Annotated in this window: 18 protein-coding genes; 6 read left to right on the forward strand and 12 right to left on the reverse strand. The window is 43.2% G+C overall.

Annotated elements, in window-relative coordinates:
- Nucleotides 1–7 precede the first annotated feature (7 nt).
- The 7 genes from SMSP2_RS10145 to SMSP2_RS10175 all read right to left on the reverse strand — a co-directional run bounded on the left by SMSP2_RS10145 (nucleotide 8) and on the right by SMSP2_RS10175 (nucleotide 7,985).
- Nucleotides 8–1,696, reverse strand: coding sequence for a hypothetical protein (locus SMSP2_RS10145; protein ID WP_146683843.1), 1,689 nt, complete (start codon nucleotides 1,694–1,696; stop codon nucleotides 8–10).
- A gap of 22 nt (nucleotides 1,697–1,718) precedes the next feature.
- Nucleotides 1,719–2,597, reverse strand: coding sequence for a PEP-CTERM sorting domain-containing protein (locus SMSP2_RS10150; protein ID WP_146683844.1), 879 nt, complete (start codon nucleotides 2,595–2,597; stop codon nucleotides 1,719–1,721).
- A gap of 215 nt (nucleotides 2,598–2,812) precedes the next feature.
- Nucleotides 2,813–4,396 carry a sodium:solute symporter family protein gene (locus SMSP2_RS10155; protein ID WP_222566322.1) on the reverse strand — a complete coding sequence of 528 codons (1,584 nt, stop codon included), beginning with the start codon at nucleotides 4,394–4,396 and terminating at the stop codon, nucleotides 2,813–2,815.
- 1 nt (nucleotide 4,397) lies between these two features.
- Complete coding sequence (locus tag SMSP2_RS10160; RefSeq protein ID WP_146683845.1) at nucleotides 4,398–5,552, reverse strand: uroporphyrinogen decarboxylase family protein; 1,155 nt, start codon at nucleotides 5,550–5,552, stop codon at nucleotides 4,398–4,400.
- Nucleotides 5,553–5,626: 74 nt separating this feature from the next.
- Nucleotides 5,627–5,695 carry a prepilin-type N-terminal cleavage/methylation domain-containing protein gene (locus SMSP2_RS15295; protein WP_146684884.1) on the reverse strand — a complete coding sequence of 23 codons (69 nt, stop codon included), beginning with the start codon at nucleotides 5,693–5,695 and terminating at the stop codon, nucleotides 5,627–5,629.
- A gap of 30 nt (nucleotides 5,696–5,725) precedes the next feature.
- Nucleotides 5,726–6,982, reverse strand: coding sequence for a Gfo/Idh/MocA family protein (locus SMSP2_RS10170; protein WP_146683846.1), 1,257 nt, complete (start codon nucleotides 6,980–6,982; stop codon nucleotides 5,726–5,728).
- On the reverse strand, nucleotides 6,966–7,985 hold the full coding sequence (locus tag SMSP2_RS10175; protein WP_146683847.1) for a dihydrodipicolinate synthase family protein: 1,020 nt from the start codon (nucleotides 7,983–7,985) through the stop codon (nucleotides 6,966–6,968). Before SMSP2_RS10175 ends, SMSP2_RS10170 begins: the two co-directional genes overlap by 17 nt.
- 237 nt (nucleotides 7,986–8,222) lie before the next feature.
- Between SMSP2_RS10175 and SMSP2_RS10180 the strand changes: the two genes are divergently transcribed.
- The 3 genes from SMSP2_RS10180 to SMSP2_RS10190 all read left to right on the forward strand — a co-directional run bounded on the left by SMSP2_RS10180 (nucleotide 8,223) and on the right by SMSP2_RS10190 (nucleotide 13,144).
- A complete protein-coding gene (locus SMSP2_RS10180) occupies nucleotides 8,223–9,713 on the forward strand; it encodes a sulfatase family protein (RefSeq protein WP_146683848.1) in 1,491 nt (496 codons plus the stop codon).
- A 369-nt stretch (nucleotides 9,714–10,082) separates the two neighbouring features.
- Nucleotides 10,083–11,252: an IS4 family transposase gene (locus tag SMSP2_RS10185; RefSeq protein WP_222566324.1), complete on the forward strand. Its 1,170-nt coding sequence runs from the start codon at nucleotides 10,083–10,085 to the stop codon at nucleotides 11,250–11,252.
- Nucleotides 11,253–11,287: 35 nt separating this feature from the next.
- Nucleotides 11,288–13,144, forward strand: coding sequence for an IS1634 family transposase (locus SMSP2_RS10190; protein ID WP_146682782.1), 1,857 nt, complete (start codon nucleotides 11,288–11,290; stop codon nucleotides 13,142–13,144).
- Between the two features lie 34 nt (nucleotides 13,145–13,178).
- On the opposite strand, the gene SMSP2_RS14880 is transcribed toward SMSP2_RS10190, so the two are convergent.
- From SMSP2_RS14880 to SMSP2_RS14885, 5 genes are all read right to left on the reverse strand, one after another.
- Nucleotides 13,179–13,322, reverse strand: coding sequence for a hypothetical protein (locus SMSP2_RS14880; protein WP_186804675.1), 144 nt, complete (start codon nucleotides 13,320–13,322; stop codon nucleotides 13,179–13,181).
- Nucleotides 13,323–13,415: 93 nt separating this feature from the next.
- Nucleotides 13,416–14,588, reverse strand: coding sequence for a hypothetical protein (locus tag SMSP2_RS10195; RefSeq protein WP_146683849.1), 1,173 nt, complete (start codon nucleotides 14,586–14,588; stop codon nucleotides 13,416–13,418).
- A 45-nt stretch (nucleotides 14,589–14,633) separates the two neighbouring features.
- The gene (locus SMSP2_RS10200) at nucleotides 14,634–15,143 is read right to left on the reverse strand and encodes a PIN domain-containing protein (protein WP_146683850.1); all 510 of its coding nucleotides are present in this window, start codon (nucleotides 15,141–15,143) and stop codon (nucleotides 14,634–14,636) included.
- Nucleotides 15,140–16,264 (reverse strand): helix-turn-helix domain-containing protein, encoded by a 1,125-nt coding sequence (locus SMSP2_RS10205; RefSeq protein WP_146683851.1) that lies wholly within the window; start codon nucleotides 16,262–16,264, stop codon nucleotides 15,140–15,142. Before SMSP2_RS10205 ends, SMSP2_RS10200 begins: the two co-directional genes overlap by 4 nt.
- A gap of 259 nt (nucleotides 16,265–16,523) precedes the next feature.
- A complete protein-coding gene (locus SMSP2_RS14885; RefSeq protein WP_186804676.1) occupies nucleotides 16,524–16,685 on the reverse strand; it encodes a hypothetical protein in 162 nt (53 codons plus the stop codon).
- 247 nt (nucleotides 16,686–16,932) lie between these two features.
- Here SMSP2_RS14885 and SMSP2_RS10210 point away from each other — a divergent pair, with 247 nt between their 5' ends.
- The 3 genes from SMSP2_RS10210 to SMSP2_RS10220 all read left to right on the forward strand — a co-directional run bounded on the left by SMSP2_RS10210 (nucleotide 16,933) and on the right by SMSP2_RS10220 (nucleotide 21,188).
- The gene (locus SMSP2_RS10210) at nucleotides 16,933–17,733 is read left to right on the forward strand and encodes a type IV toxin-antitoxin system AbiEi family antitoxin domain-containing protein (protein WP_146683852.1); all 801 of its coding nucleotides are present in this window, start codon (nucleotides 16,933–16,935) and stop codon (nucleotides 17,731–17,733) included.
- Entirely contained in the window at nucleotides 17,730–20,135 is a 2,406-nt protein-coding gene (locus SMSP2_RS10215) for a nucleotidyl transferase AbiEii/AbiGii toxin family protein (RefSeq protein WP_146683853.1), read from the forward strand. The genes SMSP2_RS10210 and SMSP2_RS10215 overlap by 4 nt, the downstream gene beginning before the upstream one ends.
- 93 nt (nucleotides 20,136–20,228) lie before the next feature.
- Nucleotides 20,229–21,188, forward strand: a complete 960-nt coding sequence (locus SMSP2_RS10220; protein ID WP_146683854.1) for a hypothetical protein — start codon at nucleotides 20,229–20,231, stop codon at nucleotides 21,186–21,188.
- The last annotated feature ends 24 nt before the right edge of the window (nucleotides 21,189–21,212 follow it).

Below are 21,212 nucleotides of genomic sequence, written 5' to 3' on the forward strand. Positions count from 1 at the left end.
ATTAAGGTCAGTAAGTTTTAACCTGGAGCCATTCCCGGGCCAGGACCCCAAAATCCTGAATGTCCACAGTGCAGTCACCATTGAGGTCACTAACCAGAGCACCAGGCCGGCAAGGATGAATTCCGATATCATCAAAGTACACCTCGCCGGAACCAAATGAACCGCCGGTAAATCCGATAGTGAATTTTCTTACATCCGTCAGGTCAACGCCGCTGAACTCGCTGAGGTCTATGTGCCAGACCCTCCAGGTTTCATCGGTTAAATCAGCCGAGTTTGGATAGTTAACAGTTGCACTGCCGGTCGAATCCTCTACAGTGACATACATAGTTTCATCAGTCGAATTACCTGCTGTGCCTCTGAACCAGATGTCCATCACGAGCATGATACCGCCCATATCCCAGTCCTGAGCTGAAAGATACACTAAATCCGCGTAGGAATCGCCGTACTGGCTTTCATAAGTGTACATCATAGAACCGGTTCCGTTATTTGAGACTGTAGAATACTCAGTCGTTGCACCTGAATCATTGACAATATAATCCTGCCATACTTCTCTGAGCTGAGCAGTATCTGCATAGCTTTCGAAATCATCGATTGAGATATTTGCAAGTGTCCAGAAGTCCCATACATAACCTTTGTTGACACCCGATGAAGTTACTTCGTCAACACGCCAGAAATATCTGGTTGCTGTTTCCATACCTGTCGGTGAGTATTGAGCCGCGTCAAACTGGCCCATATAAACCCCCATCGGATCAGATGTAGTTGCGTTGGTAACTGCATCACGGTCAGTTCCGAAGTAAACCTGGTGGGCTGTCGCATCAGTTCCGGCTGTCCAGGTCAGTTCGGCAGTGGGTTTAACATCACTTTCACCCCAGAACGGACTTGGCTCTCTTGCTTCTGTCTCGTCCGGAATTACATCCTGAATGCTCATGCCGTACCGCAATTCATCGAAATAGTAGCCAAATGTATCGCCCTGACTATTGGCCAGAAGCAGATAAGCAGAATCCAGAGCATCGAGTTTCCTGTTTGCGTGCGGATCCTGCGCGATTAGATAAGCATTGTCGGCCAGTTCATCTTCTGTGATCAGCCCATCGGCCGCCATCGCATCGTAGCCGGCTTCCTCGAGGACCCACATCACAGCAAATTTGCCGTCAGCGGTACCAATATCACCGAATCTGCAAAGGAACAGGTAGGTTCTGCCGTCCTGTACATTCTCTGAGGCTGAATTACTGGCATCACTGTCGTAAGCAATCCTGACACCCTGGGAATTCGTTCCTTTGGGCGCCATTCGCAATTTTGTTGTACCAACTGTCGGCCCGTGGCGAAATTCAGCTGTCCGGCTTGCATTGTCAGGCTCAGGCTGGTCAATTCTTGCCAAAAAACTAACCCACAAATCCGCACCTGTTGGAAAATCAAAACCTAACTGCCTTCTGACACCGACAACGCTCCAGGCAGGATCAGTGTCCACCAGCTTCAAGGCACCGCCGCTTACAGGTAAATCGCTAAATAAGAGGCTCTCAGCGACTACTTCCTGCGTGCCGCTTGTCGAGGGGAAAGTCCAGGCATCGCCCCAGCCTGTTCCGCCGTTTTGCCCTTCCAGGCTTCCGACAGGGTAGTCAAACGGCTCTGTACAAATAGTTGCTGCTAAGCCCGGAATCGTCGTTATTAGTATAAGTATTGAAATTACTGATTTTTTCATAATTATATTACTCCTGATTTAATTAACTTTTTTTTCTTAAAACAGCTAAACCGCCAAAGCCGAGTAAAAGCATGGTCATGGGCTCAGGTATTACCAAAACATCGCTTAGACTTGTGCCGTAACGAAGTTCATCGAAGTAGTACCCAAAATTTGGGTCCTGGCTATCCGAAAGATTGATGTAAACCGAATCCAATGAATTTAGAGTTCTGTTTTCATGCGGATCCTGAGCATTTAAGTAGTAATTCTGGTTCAATTCATCTTCTGTGATGATGCCGTCGGCGATCATTGCGTTGTACCCGGCTTCCTCGAAAGTCCACATGACAGCAAATTTGCCATCGGCGGTTCCTATATCTCCAAATCTTACGATGTTGAGATATGTTCTGCCGTCCTGAGCACTTTTAGCCGCCGAATTACTAGCCGAACCGTCATAAGCAACCATAATGCCCTGGGATCCTGAACCTTTGGGGCGTATTCTTAATTTGGTAGTCCCGAGAGTTGCTCCATGCCTTACTTCAGCCGTTCTGCTGGCCATAGCCGAAAGTTCACCATCAGATTTTGATAGGAAACTGACCCAAACATCATCGCCTGCGGTGAAGTCAAAGCCAAGCTGACGACGTACACCTACACTGACAAAAGTCCCTGGGTCGGCTTGTTTTACCAGCTTCAACGCCCCGCCGCTGGTTTGATAGCTGCTGAAGCTGAGACTTTCAGCCGTTACTTCCTGGGTTCCATTTGTCGAGGGCATATTCCAGGAACCGCCCCAGCCCTGACCGCCGTTTTGACCGACCAGGCTGCCCGCTTCGTAATCAAATGATTCATAGATGATAGATCCAAAACTGGCCGAGCCGGCCAAAGCTACCACTAACATTGAGGTTAAAACTGTACAGATTTTTGCTCTCATTTTTGGTTCCTCCAAAAAATAAACTTTCTTTCTCTATAAACGTCTCTGTAAACGTTCATGCATTGTCCCCACTGAACAATTATTCTTTCTGTAGAATCAGTTTAGCAAATACGGCCTCTGACCGCAATCCCACTTTGCGTTTTAAATTTCACATTTTGCGCATTGCCGCGAACAAAATATTAGATAAAACAAGGAACAAAGACCCTGTACCGCTATCAGTTATATACTTTTTCCTGACGCTGCGTTTCTGAATCAATGTCTTCTTCTAACACTTCAGATTTGGATTTGAAAAAGATGTTATACACTCCAAATCCTACGAAAAACATGATCAGATTTCCAAATATAGTAGTATAGTATAGATCGTATCTGAAACTGATAGCATCGGGCAGCAGGTCCTTCGAAGAAAGGACTGTCCAGACCGTAAAACTGAGAGTTGTGGCGATACCGGCCCAAACGCTTCTGACTCCCCTGATTTTTGTGAAAAATCCCAGTATGTAGATTCCAAGCATACCGCCGGAAACAACCGAAGCAAGTATCAGTCCCGTATCCTGCAATGTATTCGTATCTGTATGGGAGATTATTAAAGCTCCGCCTATCATAACGACAGAAGCTAACGAGGCGAAAAACCAGGCGGCTTTGAGGTAATGTTTGTCCGCTTTTTTTGTAACGAAAACTCTTTTATAAATATCAACCACGCTAACCGTCGAGATCGCATTGATACCTGAGTCAAGGGATGACATAGCCGCCGCCAAAGTTGCCGCTATTACAATTCCAGTCACTCCCGAGGGCAGATAATTTATTATAAAGAACGGCAGTACCTGTTCGGCCTTTCTTTCGCCGGCAAGTATCTGTTGGGTTTCTTCCGTGGGGAAATGATGAAAGAAAGCAAACAGAGCCGTGCCAAGGAACATAAAAAATGCCCATATCGGCAAACTCGACCATACGCAAACCCACATCGCTTTTTTAGTTTCTTTCAGATCCCTTGTGGCGCAGTATCTCTGAATTATGTTCTGGTTGGAACTATAACTTGTCATCCATGTTGTGAAGCCAACCAGTATCAGCATGAAAATTGTTTTCTCGCTCAACGGTCCGAAAAAATCCAGATTCTGCAAAGTGCCGTTGATGTTTTCTGAGAAACTGAATTTATTGTTTTCGAGTCCTACCCGGAAAACTTCCGCTATGCCGCCGGGAACTTTAGCAACAACCATCGCCAGGCAGAGTATTCCTCCGCCAACCAGAACCAGCGTCTGCAGAACGTCTGTCCAGATTACAGCATCAATTCCCCCGACAATGGTATAGATTGAAACGAACCCGCCTGCGACGATAATACAAAGATCTATTGGCAAACCTGTTAATTCGTGCACTATCAGGGAAGTCAGGTAGAGAACAATACCCAGTCTGATCGATTCGGCTACAATAAAGGCCATTGTAGCGTAAATTCTGATCGAAGTGCCAAATCTGGCTTCCAGAAATTGATAAGCAGAAGTGGTTCTTTTGTCCCTGAAAAACTTTAGAAAAGTTCTCGAAGCGATCAGGACTGCGATAGGCAAAGCAATATTGGGCAGATACCGAATCCAGGAAGTTTTAAAAGAATCGGCCGGATAGGCAAGAAAAGAGATTGAGCTGATGGAGGTTCCTACTAAACTTAGTCCGATTACCCAGCCGCCAAAAGATCTGCCGCCTACAAAATACTCTTCCGTGGACTTATTTTTTCGGGAACAAATGTAACCTATCACTGCCATCACCACGAAATACCCTACGATGGCTATCGTATCTATATATCCGATCTTAATATCCAAATTAGTCACCTTTCCTGGTCAAATAAGTTTTCGCCGCATCAACCATAGCCTTTATATTTGATTCACTGCAATCACGCGGGACTACACACCCGCTGCTGAGAATATATCTGCCGTTTTCCCCTCCCTGCTCAATACAATCCACAGCTTCAGCTTTTATTTCCTGAGGCTTTTTATTCAAAAGCGAGAGCGTGTCAACTCCCCCCATCAAGGCAATATCGCTACCAACCCTGTTGCGGATCTGCTTGACAGTAAAACCGCCCAGAGGATCCAGAGGCCCGATACAGTCAAGCCCCGTCTCTACCAGATCTTCAGCTATATCCAGGATATCACCGCAGATATGACAATAGATCAAAGCGTCTTTGTTGTAGCTGTGAAGCTCATCACAAACATCTTTGATGTGAGGGTAGATAAACTCCCGCCAGTGCCCGGCGGAGATCAAACTCAAGTTCCCTGTAGAATCGTTCAGCCTTAACACCCTGAATCCCTTGTCCAGCCAGTACTTACCTCTTTGGATAGCTATCGCCGCGCCCTTTTCCATAACCGCGTGAACAAGACCGGGATTCTCGATCAAATCGAACATGGCATTTTCGATTCCCCGAAGAACCACATAAAATGACATTGTCGCAGAATTACAGTCCGCAACGTAGCAAAGCTGCGGATATCTATCCATTACTTCTTTCTGATTAGAATACCATTTCAGTTCATCGAAAATTTTTGCATCCGGAACCGCGATGTTTTCGGCATCCTGTTTGGATCTGACCGGCGGAATTGATGGTTTGTAAAACTGAAAATAACTCATCATGACAGGGTCATTTATGTTGTAGTCTTCACTTTCAAACAAAAGCGTCGAAAGTCCCCCCTGAAGATCTATCACACCGATCTTTTTATTTCTATTATCTACTTCGAACAGCTTTGCGTCTTCTTTAATTATTTTTTTAGCAGGAAACGGGAACTGCCTAACGGCATCAAAATCAAGCTGCTGCCCTGCCCTGGCGATGACATCTAAAGCGGTCACAGGATTTTCGATGACTTCTCTGATGTCAGTGCCGGTGACTTTAGCTGAAAAATCAACCCAGATTTTCGGCATTACCGGTATCCGGTCTATTTCACCGCCGGTCAGAGATGCAACAATCCTTTGTTCTTTCAAGTTATCCATAGTATGCAAAAGCTCCTGTTCCTATATTCCTGATTTTCATTTCGCGAACCATTCTGAAATATCTGGCTTTGTCTCTATATCAAAGCAATGATCGAAATAACTGCCGGCAGTTCTACAAGTGTAAAACCAGTTCTCTTTTTCATAACCAGCCGCCTATAGTTGATTTTTCACGATTATTCAAAAATAATCACTTTGTCTTCTATTCTCGACATTTCAGCCGCAAAGACGATCCTGTGCGATTCCAGGGTTTCATCGGGTCCTGAAAGAACCAGAGTTCTATCGTTTTTCTGCACTGCGGCCGTGAATCTCTCCATTAGCCCCTGATCGCCTCCGCCGTGTCCGCCAACAATACCGTTAGAGGAAGCGTCTGTATTGATAACTTCGGTCTGATCTGTCACAAAATCATAAACCTCAATTTTGGAACCGTTGCCTTCAATTTGTCCTTTCGTCCCGAAAATTCTGGTTTTCCTGTGATCAAATTTTGTAAATGCGGTCATCGTAAACGAAGCTGTTACGCCGTTTTCAAAAAGGAGATTTACAACCTGATGATCAACCACATCATTATTACAGTCATAAACACAGACACCGTAAGGCCCTTCTCGCAGTGCTTTTTTCAGCCCATCAAGTGTCACATCAGATGTAATGTAGGAGACGGGCCAAATGGTATGGCCGGCTTTAAACATCCCGATATAATTTTTGACTGCCGAGTACGGGCACTGTTTTTCTATTTCGCAATCCAGACACCGCCCGGCAGCTTTGGCGGGCTTATTTTCTTTTCGAAAATGCTTCAAATTGCCGAACGAACTGACCTTTCTGCATTTCGAGCCGGCTATATATCTTATCCAATCTATATCATGACATGACTTGGACATCAGCATAAAAGTCGAATCAGTTTCTTTGCACCAGTTTCCCCTGACATATGAGTGGGCCTGATGCCAGTAACCGACCGGCTCGAGGTGCTGAATACTAACAATCTCGCCGATTCTGCCGGAATCAAGTATTTGCTTGAATTTTATTGTGTAGGGAGTGTACCGAAGAACATGTCCTACTGCAAAAATCACTTTATTCTTCTTAATCGCGTGAATTATGGCCCGGCAGTCCTGCTCGTTCACCGCCATCGGCTTTTCGAGAAGGATGTGATAGCCTTTACTTGTAAAAGCCTCTGCCGGCGCCCTATGCATCTGGTCCTGAGTGGCAATTATCACTGCATCTGCGAATTTTTCCCGCTGAGCCAAGTGCTGCCAGTCAGTGCAAAGATTATCCCGGGCGATATTATGCTCATCCCCCAGTTTTCTGCGGTAGAAATCTCGGGGTTCAGCAACCCCCACAAGTTCAGCTTTATCAGGGTTGTTGAGGATAAACTGGGCATAACCCCGGCCTCTCTGGCCTGCACCGACCACAATGTATCTTACTTTATTCACCAAAAGCATCCCTTGCTAAACCGCATCCCGCACCACTAAAGCTGCTCCTTGCCGAGGCGGTATTCTGAATTTTAACCTTCTGCCTGTCTTCCAGTTTTAGAATGCCCGCTCTGACAAGATTTTCCTGAATAGCTTCTCTTTCGGCGCTGCTGCATCGGCCAAACGGTTCGGCCATGAAATCACTGCATATTCCAAACAAAGAAAGTGCACATTTGAGACCCTTCAAGTAAGCCGAGCCGCTGCTGCATACACTATAAACCGACATCGAAACATCCATCACCTGCTTGTGCAGAGCCTGAACAGCCCTCTCATCGCCTTCCATAACTTTATTATACAGAGCCACATAGAGCTGAGGCAGCAGATTAGCTCCACCGTTTACTCCGCCATGTGCACCAGATATAAGCGATTCGGCTAACAGCTCTTCAGGCCCAACTAAAAGTGAAAACTCGGGATCATTTCTAAATATTCTCTGGAGTTTATGAAAATAGACCATATCTGCGGAACTGTCTTTTATGCCCCAGACCCCCGGAATTTTTGAAGCCCTGGCAACTGTGTCAGGTTCAATAAAAACTTTAGTTTGAAACGGCATATTGTACAAATACACCGGCAAAGGCAGCTCCGGCACAAGATGCTCTATATAACTAAGCAGTTCTTTCTGGTTAGCCGCAAAATAATAAGGCGGCGCAAGGACCAAACCATTGGCACCATTTAACTGAGCAGTCCGGGCCACACTCACCGATTCTTCAAAAGCAGTATCAGTTATGCCTGCAAGAACAGGAACTCTTCCCGCATTGAATTTGCAGGTCAATTCTATCATTTCAGTACGGAGCCGATAACTAAGACCGGGCCCCTCTCCGGTAGTGCCGAGTATGAAAATACCTGACACCCCGCCCTTAATGACACGGCTGACAAGTCTTTCCAAACCGTTAACATCTATACTGTCCCTGCCCGAAAGCGGTGTTACCAGCGGTACAATTATGCCTCGAAGCGGTTTTGGCAAATTTCTGTTCATTTTCGTTCTCAATTCAAAATAACTGTTCTCTAACTTTAGCTTATCTTACAGATTAGAGCAACTGTTTAAAACATCATTTTATGCATTTGTTTTCACATTTTGCGCATAAAAATGGATGGGCACTGCTTGAAATGAGCCGTATTTGTGAAATAAAATTCGCAATATGTTATTTCTTTCTTGCTGTATTAGACTATATTATTGTTTTGACAATATCCAGCAGATTTCAGAGGAATCAAAATGAACAAACCAAACGTTGTCTTGATCATGACAGATCAACAAAGATTCGATTCGCTAAGTTGTTATGGGAACAAAGCCATCCAAACCCCAAACTTGGATTTAATGGCAAAAGAAGGGGTTTTATTCGAAAATTGTTATGTAAATTGCCCCATCTGTACCCCTTCCAGATCAAGCATAATGACAGGTAAACATATGCAAGATCACGGGGTTTATAAAGTTTACGACAACTTGCCCAAAGACGAAATACTTTTCACAAAACACCTCAAAGACACCGGATACAAAACCGCCCTTTTCGGCAAACTCCATGTCAGCAGTAATCATTACGAAGCAGAAAAAAGACACCCTAACGACGGTTTCGATATTTACGAATGGTGTAACGAATCCGCATTACGTATGGATTCTCAATATCATGGTTATAAAAAATGGCTCTTGGAAAAGGATCCTCATTTCTGCAGGCAGCTTGAAAAAAAGAAACGCTCCATAGGCCATATTCCGCCGCATCTTCACATGTCGTTCTGGGCAGCGGAAAAAGCGGTGGAGTTCATAAACACCAGCGAGAGGGATCAGCCGTTCTTTTGTAAATTGAGTCTATTCGACCCGCACGATCCTTATGAAAATTATCCGGAGCAGATGGAAGATAAAGTGGATCAGTCCGCTATACCTGCCCCGATTGCAACCGACCCGAAAACCGACCACATCCGCGGCGTAGATTTGGAAAGAAACCATTCCTACCTCGGCAGCTTCAGTGATTTCAGCAAAAAAGATATTCACAAAATCAGAGTGGGATACAATGCCGCGGTAGCTTTCATAGATGAACAGATCGGAAAGGTGACCGCAGCCCTGGAAAAGAAAGGAATATCAGAAAACACCCTCATTATATTCACAAGCGATCACGGCGACTGCCTGGGAGATCACGGCCTGATGGTAAAGGGAGCTTTTTTTTATGACCAGGCCGTCAAGGTGCCTCTCATAATAAAATGGCCCGCTCAATTAAAACCGTTCAAAACAAAAACCCTGATCCAGCCACATGATATTGCCGCTACCATTCTGCAGGCGGCTGGATTTGGAGAAGATCAATTGCAATCCATCATGCCTGACTCCAAAAGCCTGCTTTCTCTGGCCCAGGATTCTACCAGAACCATTCACGATTTTGCGGTTTGCTGTTATCGAAACAGCGGGATAAATTCTTCAAACAGCCCCTGGGACCCGCCCGTTTTAGGCACAATGCTGCGATCCGGCAATTATAAACTAAACATCTATCACGAAAAGACTAATGATAATTACCCTAAAAACGGCCAACTGTTTAATATGGAAAAGGACCCTTCCGAACTGAATGACCTTTGGGACGACCCTGATTCAGCGCAACTGAAAAATGAACTTCTTCAGCAGCTTACTTCCTGGCTGGCCCGACGTGAATACAAAAATCTAAGTTCCCGCGGCGGAAATACCCCCCCGCAGAAAAGCCAGAGAATGACAAATAAACTGAAATAACTCATATCCCTGAACAAACTTATCAATCTCTCTGGTATAGAGGTATCTTGTAGCCTTTGTAAAGCCCAGGCAGAAATCCTTCCACTGGATAATGGCCTCATCAAGGAATACATCTTCTACGAAAATGGCCTTTTTGAGCTGATTCTGTCTTTCTTCGCAGTGCTCCTTGAAATTCTTGGCCTTTTTTCTGTCCTTAACCCCAATTTCTCACTTAGGTCTCGAAACCGGTAAAAATCACTACTGTCCGGACGTTTGGACTTTAGATTAACATAAAGCTCTATATAACAATTGAATACATAAATTTTTGGCTGTTTTCGATTTGAAATGAGAATCATTGTATAATCAGGTTTTTTGACTTCGAGGTATGCAATGAACTCCGGCAAAATGGTATTTTCTCAATTGATGGACTGTATTCCCTGGTGGCAATTTAATAATATCGTTGAACAATACCAAGGCAATCATAAGGTTAAACACTTTTCATGTAACGAGCATTTTCGAGCGATGGCGTTTGCCCAGTTCACCTACCGTAGAAGCCTTCGAGATGTAGAAGCGGCATTCAAGGCAATTGGTAAGAAAGCGTACCACATGGGCATAAGATGCAGGATTGCCAAAAGCACATTAGCCGATGCCAACGAGCAAAGAGACTGGCGTATCTACGCCGACTTTGCCCAGGTACTGATTTCAAAGGCAAGAGCACTCTACGCCGATGAGCCTTTAGATATCGAATGGGATGGCAACATCTATGCTATCGATGCTACAACTATCGACCTTTGTCTGTCCGTTTTTCCATGGGCAAAATTCAGAAAGGCTAAAGCTGCTGTTAAATTGCATACAAAAATCAACCTGAGAGGCAATATACCGGAGTTTATACACATATCAGACGGCAAACTTAATGATGTAAATGCACTGGACTTTATCGTGCCGGAGCCTGAAGCCTTTTATCTTTTCGATAGGGCATATACAGATTTTCAGCGACTCTACTCATTTACAAAAGTAAACGCAAGTTTTGTCTCTCTGCTTAAAAAGAATATACTTTGGAAAAGAAGGTATTCTCACCATGTAGATAAAACCTCTGGTGTTCTAAGCGACCAGACAATCATATTGACAGGTAAGGATACGCCAGTATATTACCCTGAACCATTGAGGCGAATACATTACTACTCAGAAGAGATACAGAAGCATTTGGTCTTTGTGACTAATAATTTTAGCCTGCCTGCAATAGTTGTGGCAAAGCTATATAAAATGCGATGGAAGGTTGAGTTGTTCTTCAAATGGATAAAGCAAAATTTACGTATAAAGACTTTCTTTGGGTGTAACCCAAATGCCGTAAAGGTGCAGATATGGATAGCTATTTGTGCCTATTTGATTGTAGCTATCGTAAGGAAAGAACAAGAAATAGTTCAGCCAATGTCAGAAATTCTACAGGTATTGGGTATCACTCAACTGGAGAAAAAGCCCATTTTTGAGCTGTTTAAGGGCGATTTGTCCCAGAACCAAAATGACCAGCTTTGTAACCAATTGACATTGTTTGACTTATAACCGGACACTAATGGGTAAAAATAAAAATATTTTCGATGTTTCTGGCCTTTGAGGGGTGTTTTGATTCTGGATTTGGCTTTGGTACAGACCTGCCCTATTGCATAGGTGAATTTCTATGCGATAATTTGGGTATGTATTTGAAAAAGCACAGGCGTAAAAAGAACGGTAAATGCAACACCTATTACAGTATTGCTGAGAAGCGGAAGGTCTCCGGTTATCGGCATGTGGAGAAGGTGGTTCTTTACCTTGGTGAGATCAGCGGCTCTCAAAAGAAGGCCTGGCAGAGATCAATTGAGATAATCAACGAAGATAACAAACCTGTACACAAAACCCTTTTTGCTTTTGATCAGGACAACCAGAGCTGTCACGATGTTGATACGATACCGGTTAACATCTCAAAGATGAGACTGGAACGACCGCGTAGGTTTGGCGATTGCTGGCTGGCTTCTGAAATGTGGGATCAGCTTGGTTTTGACCGCTTCTGGTCAGAGCGGATTGATACAGACAGATCGCCGGTCGCATTCTCAAAAGTCCTCAAGTTGCTTACGGTGAGCAGGCTGATAAAACCTTCTGCCGAATACTTTGTCCATCAGCACTGGTTCAGCCAGAGTGCTATGGACGCCATCCTTGATTGTGATTTTGAGATTGCCGAGAAAAACAGGCTCTACCGTTGTCTTGACCGTATCCTTCCATACAAAGACGAACTTTGCAAATACCTTAAAGACACCTGGCAAGGAATGTTCAACCTTGAGTACGACATCCTGCTCTATGATATCACCAGCACGTATTTCGAGGGGCTATGCAAGCAGAATCCCAAGTCAGAATTCGGCCACAGCAAAGACAGACGCAGTGATTGCAGACAGGTGCTGATAGCCCTTGTTGTTACGCCGGAGGGCTTTCCTCTTGACTACGAAGTACTTCAGGGAAATACATCTGAAAAGACGACATTAAGACCCCTGCTCAACAAGATAGAAACAATGTACGGCAAGGCCAACAGGGTCTGGCTGATGGACAGGGGCATACCAACGGAAGCTACGCTCAAGTTCATGCGTAAGAACAATATAAGCTATCTTGTTGGCACACCCCGCAGACAGCTCGATGATTATAGCAGTGAACTTTCTGAAAAGGACTGGGAGCAGGTAAACAGCAGTGTTCATGTGAAATACATCGAAAAAGAGGGCGAATGCTATGTCCTTGCCAGGAGCAGGGATCGTATGCAAAAGGAGAGGGCCATGCGTAAAAGAAAACTGCGTAAATATCTTGACGGACTTGAAAAACTCAAGGGATATCGCAATTATGAACGTTTTTATAAACGCCTTGGGGCTTTGCAATCGCAGGCCGGTAACGCTTATAGATGTGTGGAGCTCGATATTCCGGGGCAAAAGGAGCGGATTGAAGCCGGCGAATTCAGGTATCACATAAACCGGCAGAAATACCGTGATATGATCTATCGTGACGGCAAGTACTTTTTGCGGACCAATCAGAAGGGCAAGGATGGTAAGGCACTCTGGAATGAGTATATGCTGCAGTGCAACGTTGAGCAGTCTTTCAGAGAACTCAAGAGTGATCTTGGCATTCGCCCTGTATATCACCATAAAGAAGAGCGTGTTGATGCCCATATCTTTGTGGCGTTTATAAGTTATTGCCTGCAGGTGACATTGCGGCATAAGCTGCGGGTGAGTGCCTGTGGCCTAACCGCACAGGCTGCCCTGGAAACGATGAGCCGTATCCAGATGCTTGATGTGACATTTGAAACACTTGACGGTCGGTACCTCTTGATGGAGAGATACACCGAGCCCGAGGCAGATCAGCGTCTGATACTGCACCACCTGAACATGGATCTGCCGCTGCAGAAGCCACCCAAAATATACAGCAGCCAGGTCAAAGATTAAGACCCCCTTTGGCGACACACCAACGCCGCGGGCGCTACCATAAACCCTGTTTTACACCCCTAAGTGAGAAATTGGGGTTAAAGGACATACTCCCCTTATCCACTTCTCCATTTGGAAGGGTCACATGCCAGAAAACCCTCCTTTTCCCGCAATCCTTATGAAATGCCATAGATGCCATATTGCTTCTCCTTGTATTACTTCTTAAGTCGTGTCTTTATACAAGGATAACGCGGAATAAATCACTATTCAAGGGGTGAGTGGAGAAATACCCTTATTTCTTGCAATATAGATTAAATAAAAACACATGAATAATGACTTCGTGATTTATATCTTCAGGGGAATGGTATTTACAACGCCACTCTCCACCATGTTCTGAATCCAAAGTTTTGATATAACCTGTATAGCTTTCTAAAAGCCCCTTGATTTTATCTTTTATCTTCATGAAACTGGCATTGTGCTTATTAAATAATATCACTGATGCCTTGCAATCTCTCCAGATAAGGTAGCCAAATAGTTGGTCAATTGCTTCATGAACAACTTTGTCACCTGTCCATATCTTACATTCCGCAATAAAAGAAGCTTTATCATCTTTTAGTATCAAGATATCAGTTTTCCCTTTTTTTCGAAAAGTCTCAGCAGTTGCTAATCCTTCATATTTTGTATTTAAATTTGTGCGGATAAGATTCCTTAATGCTTCTTCACCTAATTCCTTGCAATCATTTGGAGACTGCTCCAGGGACAAACCACTATTGCGAATAGCCTTCAGTATATCTTCATAATCATCAGGTTCAATTACTTCACTCGTTACACCCTTTTTAATTTTACAATTGATTACCTGATTATTCTCTACAAGGCTTTCATCTCTTACTTCACCGGCAATTCCTTCAACATTACTGCCTGCTCCAATACCAACAATTTCAGTATTTATAACTTGGTTGTTTCTAATTTTTGATTTACCGTGAGTCATACCTGACACACCTCCAGCTTTACCGTTCGATTTAATATTTCCGCCAATGACATAATTCCCAGCAACCTCACCTCTACTATCTCCTGTAATTGCTCCAGCAACATCTTCAGCCGTAATAAGGGAACCATTAACTTTACAGTTAATAATCTGAGCTCCTTCATCAATTTGCCCTGCTATTACTCCCACTTTGCTTCTACCTTCTACCTCTGCCCCTTCAATACAAAGATTTTTTACAACTGCGTTTGGCCCAAGCCGAGCAAATAAGCCTATATTGTCAAGTCCTGGAAATTTTGATTTCAAACCAGTGATTTTATGACCCTTTCCATCGAATTTGCCGTTGTATGGAGTAACAACTACACCTTTATGATTAAAACTTTCCAGTTTTGGCTTAGATACCGGTGGAGATATTTCCCCACTGCTGGCAAGCTCCGAAACCAATCCCTTTGCAGTTTTCTTTCGGCTAATCTTCTTTTTCATTGCGTTTATCCTTTTATTGAACTAATTTGCTCAAATGGCAAAAAATCATAAACCTAATTTCTCTTTGAACTTTTCTACAGTTTTATCTCTGATAAATGCGTTATCCTTCTGGATGCTCAGAGCTGTATTATAAGCTGTTTCTGCCTTTATTATGCCGTTTGAGACCAGATAAAGCATTATTTCCAGCCCCCAGATACATTCAACTTTATTATTGGCACAATGCGTCCTTAGAGCTGTATCGTTAGTCAAACATGTCCAGTCATTATCCCTTGCAAGAACGTAACATATGGCATCCTGACCCGACAGGGACGGTTTATGCTCTCTGACAGATACCGCTTCAATTACCTGCATAAAAGACGGCTCAATAATTACTATTCCCAACTTTTTTACATCCTCTTCAGATAGCTGTCCTACTTCACGCAATACAGGTAATGCCACATAAATATTTCCAAAATGTCTGCATATCAGTTTCAAAACTTTTGGAGCTGAATTGACATAATCAATCAACACATTCGCATCAGAGATGATGCCCGCTTTTAGTTTCCTGGTCCTCATGAAGGAATATCTGCCCAGGAATTAATGGTTGCTCTCATATTTTCAAGCGAGACATTCAACATTTCGGCAGCCCTGCTGACAGTTATCTGTGATTTATCCAACGCTCTCCTTACCAGAGAAGGATAATAATCTTCTACAAAATCCAACTTTACCAAAGGAACAGGTTCTTTACGGGAATTGATTTTTTCTTTATTGCCCTTATTATAAAGATATATAAACTTCGGAAGAAGTTTCCCGTATTCTCCTAACCCCATATCCGACATTCTATGTATTACAGATGAATAGCTCACTCCAAAGAAGCGTTTGAGATGTAAAACTCTTTCAACAAACCCTAAACCATAGGATTCATGTAATTTTTTCTCAAATGCCCGCTGAGGCATCAAAAAATACCCGGCAAACCTATCTGCCTCAATCTCTTCTTTTTTACCTTCTCCAATACAGTCTTTACTGTAGTCTCCCGGATGTAAAATGAGATGCCCCAGTTCGTGAGTTACCGTAAATATCTGCCTCTCGATAGTAATTGAAGGGGCACTGTTGACCACTATTGCCGGTCCACCGTCTGCTTCAGCTATGGAAAAACCAAAGAAATTCTTGATATCAAAGTTCTGGGTTTTTACCTTTATTCCGGCACTTTCAACTAATCCTAATATGTCTCCTATCGGCTCATCTTCTTTCAAGCCCAGAGTTTTTCTTACCAACTCAGCGGCCCTTTTGGGACGGTCAACATCAAATTTTTCAATTTTGGGCTGAAGATTCTTTAACTGATACGGCTTAATGTCAGATACAGCAGACTGAAGAAAATTAAAGTTTTTCAGCCAGTATGCGGTCTCAATGAGGCAGAGTTCCTTGTTGGCTTTATCTTTCTGGGTCTTTATAGAATTACTTCTGAAACGAACGGTTTCAAGTTTTGGCGGCTCTTCAAACAGCGATATCAAAGGAACATCAAACGCATCCGCAATAGACTGTAAATTGCTGACCTTGGGTTCTCTGGTTTTGCCTTTTTCAATATCAGCATAGGCCTGACGTGAAATCTTCGCAGCGGCTGCGGTCTGAGACTGATTCATTCCGCGGCTGATTCTGATTCTCTTGATATTAACAGGTACTATTTCTTGAGGATTCATTTATCACCTTTTATGAACATTGAAATTGCAATAATGACAATTAAACTTTACATATTTTACTAAATTAACAAATAATGTCAAGTTCGAGATGAGAAAAATAAATATATTACTATTTCCCCAAGAATCTCAACTCAGCACCAATTTTCACATTTTTTTCACATTAAAGTAGATGAAAAGTGGACAGGAATTGAGCTACGGGCAAATCTGTTAATTTGGGGGATATGGATGACAAGAATTAAAATAAACTTTTCCTCCCATCTCATCTAATAAATCGTTCTTTAGCTACTTTCTCCTCCAGGCGATGTAAGACAATTTCGATAGATGAGCGGATTCCAATCTCCGTAAAAGCATTTGGAGAAAAAGCCCAACCCCTGTCTTTACCCTCTATCTTGCTAATCATCTTATTTTCAATACTTTGCATAAACATGACCTCTTATATTCTGTAAGAAGATACAACACTTTTTCTTACAAAATCAAAAGATTTTAAACTATTAGTTAATACTCATCCCAACTAAACATAAACTACTTGATGATTTCCTGAAAAACACACAAATAATCAATGTGTTTTGATGTTTATTTTCAAATTAATTCTACTTTGACTTGACATTACAGTTTGTAACGCATAAAATTATAGTGTGTTTTGTTAATTATATTCAAAAGGCACTAAATTGAATGAGTTTCTCATAAATAATCCGGTCTTTTCTACAGAGCAGGTCAAGCAACTTCTTGCACAACGGGGGACAGTTGGCAGACGCTCTGCTGATTCATGGCTTGGTTACTATCAGAAAAAAGGCAGCATTATCAGAATTAAAAGAGGTTTGTATGCCTCAGTCCCCATAGGAGCAGAGCCTTCTACATTCACACCGGACCCGTTTCTTATTGCTTCCCGCATGGCCGATGATGCCGTGCTGGCTTATCATACAGCACTGGAATTCCATGGCCGTGCATATTCCCTGCATAGACGGCTTACATATCAGACAGCATCCCCAACACGTTTGCTGACCTTTCATGGCTGGCAGTTCCAGCCGGTTAAGTTCCCAAAACCTTTACAGCAACATGGAAAAGAAAACTTCGGCGTAATTGGGGAAAACAGAGACGGTATATCAATTCGAGTCACTTCTCTGGAACGGACGCTGGTTGATGTATTGAACCGCCCGGACTGCTCGGGAAGTTGGGAGGAGATATGGCGTTCGCTCGAATCTATTGAATATTTTGACCTGAAACAAGTCATAGACTATGCCCTGCTTCTTGACAATGCCACGACAATAGCAAAACTCGGGTTCTTTCTTGAACAGCACAGCAGGGAGCTTCTTATTGAGAAAGAACAACTTGAAATCCTTAAACCGATGCTTCCCAAACAACCACACTACCTCTCTCGGCAAAAAAGAGAAAATGGCATTTTGGTAAAAGAATGGAACTTGATTGTCCCGAAAGAAATACTCCACAGGACATGGACTGATATAATATGAAATTATCCAGACAGGAAATAACTTCTATCTCCGCCTCGACAGGTTTTGAAGCCGGTATTGTTGAGAAGGTTATCCAACTTCTGAATCTGCTCAACAGAATCAACTCACATCCTTTCCTGAAGAATAAACTGGCACTCAAAGGCGGAACAGCACTAAACCTTTTTATGTTTGATATACCAAGACTCTCTGTCGATATCGATTTGAACTATGTCGGCCGCCTTGACAGGGAGCAAATGCTATCTGAACGTCCTAAAATTGAACAGGCTTTGCAGGCGGTATTTTCCCGTGAAGATTTCACTGTAAGGAGCATACCAGCAGAACATGCAGGCGGAAAGTGGAAACTGACTTTTCGAGGTTTTTCGGGCATATCTTCAAACCTTGAAGTTGACTTAAACTACATGTTCAGGCAACCCTTGTGGGAAATCCAAACCCTCAATTCCAACCTCCTGGGCAGCTATCAGGCTCAGAACATTCCTGTAGTTGACATTCATGAACTGGCTGCCGGTAAACTGGCTGCTCTTTTCGCACGACATCAGGCACGTGACCTTTTTGATGCACACTATATTTTATGCAATCAGAATCTGGATATCAAACGCCTGAGAACAGCCTTTATTGTTTACGGAGCCAATATCCTAAAGCTCATCGGCCCGCTGTTTCTCGACGAGCTGCGGGCGGAGTTTGAGCACCTCCGCGGCCTCAAACGGGAAAAAGAAAAACGCCTCATGGAGTTTCAGCGGAAGATATCAGAGCTGGGATTCTTTGATCCGGCGTGCGGCTGCGGCAACTTCCTCGTGATTACATACAGGGAGCTGCGCCGGCTCGAGATTGAGATACTCACAGAGATACACGCCGGACAGATGCAGATGGGCGAGTGGGTCTCGATGGTAAACGTAGAGAACTTCTACGGCATAGAGATAGAGGAATTCCCCGCACGCATCGCCGAGACGGCCATGTGGTTGATGAACCACCAGATGAACCTCGAGCTATCCATCGCCGTCAACGTTCAAAGGGCGTCGCTGCCGCTGATACAGTCCGCGCACATACTAAACGAAAACGCGCTGCAGACGGATTGGGCGGAGTTCGCACCGAAAGATAAAATTGACTATATCCTCGGAAATCCGCCGTTTATAGGGAAACACCTTCAGAACAAAACCCAGAATGAAGATATGGCTCTGATTTTTGAAGGCGTTAAAAATTTTAAAAGTCTGGATTATGTCTCAGCATGGTATATAAAAGCGGCAGAGTATATTCAGGGAACAAGAAAAAAAGTAGCCTTTGTTTCTACAAATTCAATCACTATGGGCGAACAGGTTGGAATACTCTGGAACGAGTTATTCAATAATTACAATATCAAGATTCATTTCGCACATCGTACATTCCGCTGGACAAGCGAGGCAAGGGGCAAAGCCGCTGTTCATGTTGTTATTATCGGATTTGGAGCATTTGATACAGAGAATAAACGACTTTTCGAATATGAAAATATTAAAGGTGAGCCGCACGAAATTGAAGCTAGAAATATCAATCCTCTACTAATAGACGGAGACGATATTATAATTATGAGGAGGGCAAAACCTCTCTCCGATGTTCCCAAAATGGTGTATGGTAATAAACCTGTTGATGGTGGAAATTTAATTTTGTCAGATGGAGAAAAACAAGAGTTCTTAGAAAAACAGCCAGAAGCTGCAAAATTCATAAAGCCTTTATTGTCGGGTGGTAATTATTTAAAGGATATTCCCCGTTGGTGCCTTTGGTTAGTTGATGCAGACCCGAAAGAAATCAGATCAATGCCTCATCTAATGGAGAGAATCGAAAAAGTAAAAATCATGAGACTAAACAGTGTTGATTCTGGTGCTCGTAAATTAGCTGAAAGACCAACGCAATTTCGTGATACAAAGAATCCAGAATCTTTTATTTTAGTACCCAGAGTTTCATCTGAAAGACGCAAGTATATTCCTATAGGCTTTTTTGGTAAAGATACTATTGTATCCGATACCTGCCAGTCAATCCCCGACGCTACATTATATCATTTTGGCGTATTGACCTCCGAGATGCACATGGCTTGGGTGAAATATACCTGTGGGCGATTAGAAAGCCGTTTCCGGTATTCCAAGGACATCGTTTACAACAACTACCCGTGGCCAAAGGACGTATCAGCAGAGCAGGCCGCGGCGGTTGAGGCGGCGGCGCAGGGGGTGCTTGACGACCGGGCACAGTTTCCGGACAGCTCGCTTGCCGACCTGTACGACCCGCTGACCATGCCGCCGGTGCTGGTCAAGGCGCATCAGAAGCTCGACCGTGCGGTTGATAAATGCTACCGCAGTAAGCCCTTCGCCGGCGAAACCGAACGCCTCGAATTCCTCTTCGCCCTGTACAGCGAATACGTTGAACCGTTGGTTAATTAGAAATTACGAATTACGAATTACGAATGTAAATTGGACAGGATTAACAGGATTTAATGTTTGAAAATTTTTTACAACTCTAAAAGGAAATAGGACATGGATAACTCTGAAAGTCTAATATCTGTGAAATATGTAGGAGAAAGAACTAAGAATGGAATTATGGATGCAAGAACTTCTGCAGAAGCTTTAATAGGTTTTGACCGTATGTTCAGGTATGCAATTAGCGAGAAAGAACCTGATTTGAAAAACGTAAATTTTGAACTACCAGTTAGAATTAGGAAAGGCAGTTGGGAAATAAGTTTTTCAGGGGCCTGCCAAATTGCGTTTACTGCTTACATTTCTGGTTTTTTTCTAAAAGCGTCTCAAGTTGGATTTCAGGAAACAGGAACTGTAAGAAATATTGGAGAATTGATTAAGTGGTGCGGCAAAGCAGTTCAGTATTTAATAAAAATCACAAAACATATCGGAACGCTTGATGTTGAAGGATGTGAGATAGGTTCCAATACTCTTAGTGGTGTACATGTTGAAATCATTAACGGAGAAGGAAAGCCGTTATTAGTGCCAGTCGAGTTTTTAAGATTTGCTGAAGAATGCCCGCGTAATCTTCTCGAAAATAGTGTTGGTATCATTGAAGAAAATCGGGAGATGGTCATTGAAACATCTGATGGGGAACAAGTCAGAATACAAAATAAAGAAAAGGGTATATATTTACCAGAGCTGGAAGAAGATGATATGGATATTGTATTGCCCGAACTTAAACACGGCGATAATGTTGAACTTGTTGGGAAAATAACAAGAACTAATGAAAAGGAAAAGAGTGTTGGTTTTTTCTACGGAGGACATACTCTGACAATGAAACCAGAATCAGGTAACCTTGAGCAATTTAAGTCTCAAATAGTTTCACCAGACAGCGGACATATTTTTTCGGAAAAAGTAAAAGTTTGGGGTAGGGTTGAGAGAGAGGATGCAGAAGGGAACTTTAAATATCAAAGACCTCGTATCTTTTTCAGTGAAATCAAATCCATTGAGAAGATGCCACGAACTTTATTTGACTAAATAGTAGATTACTGTTTTCATGGA

It is taken from the genome of Limihaloglobus sulfuriphilus, assembly GCF_001999965.1.
GTDB lineage: Bacteria > Planctomycetota > Phycisphaerae > Sedimentisphaerales > Sedimentisphaeraceae > Limihaloglobus > Limihaloglobus sulfuriphilus.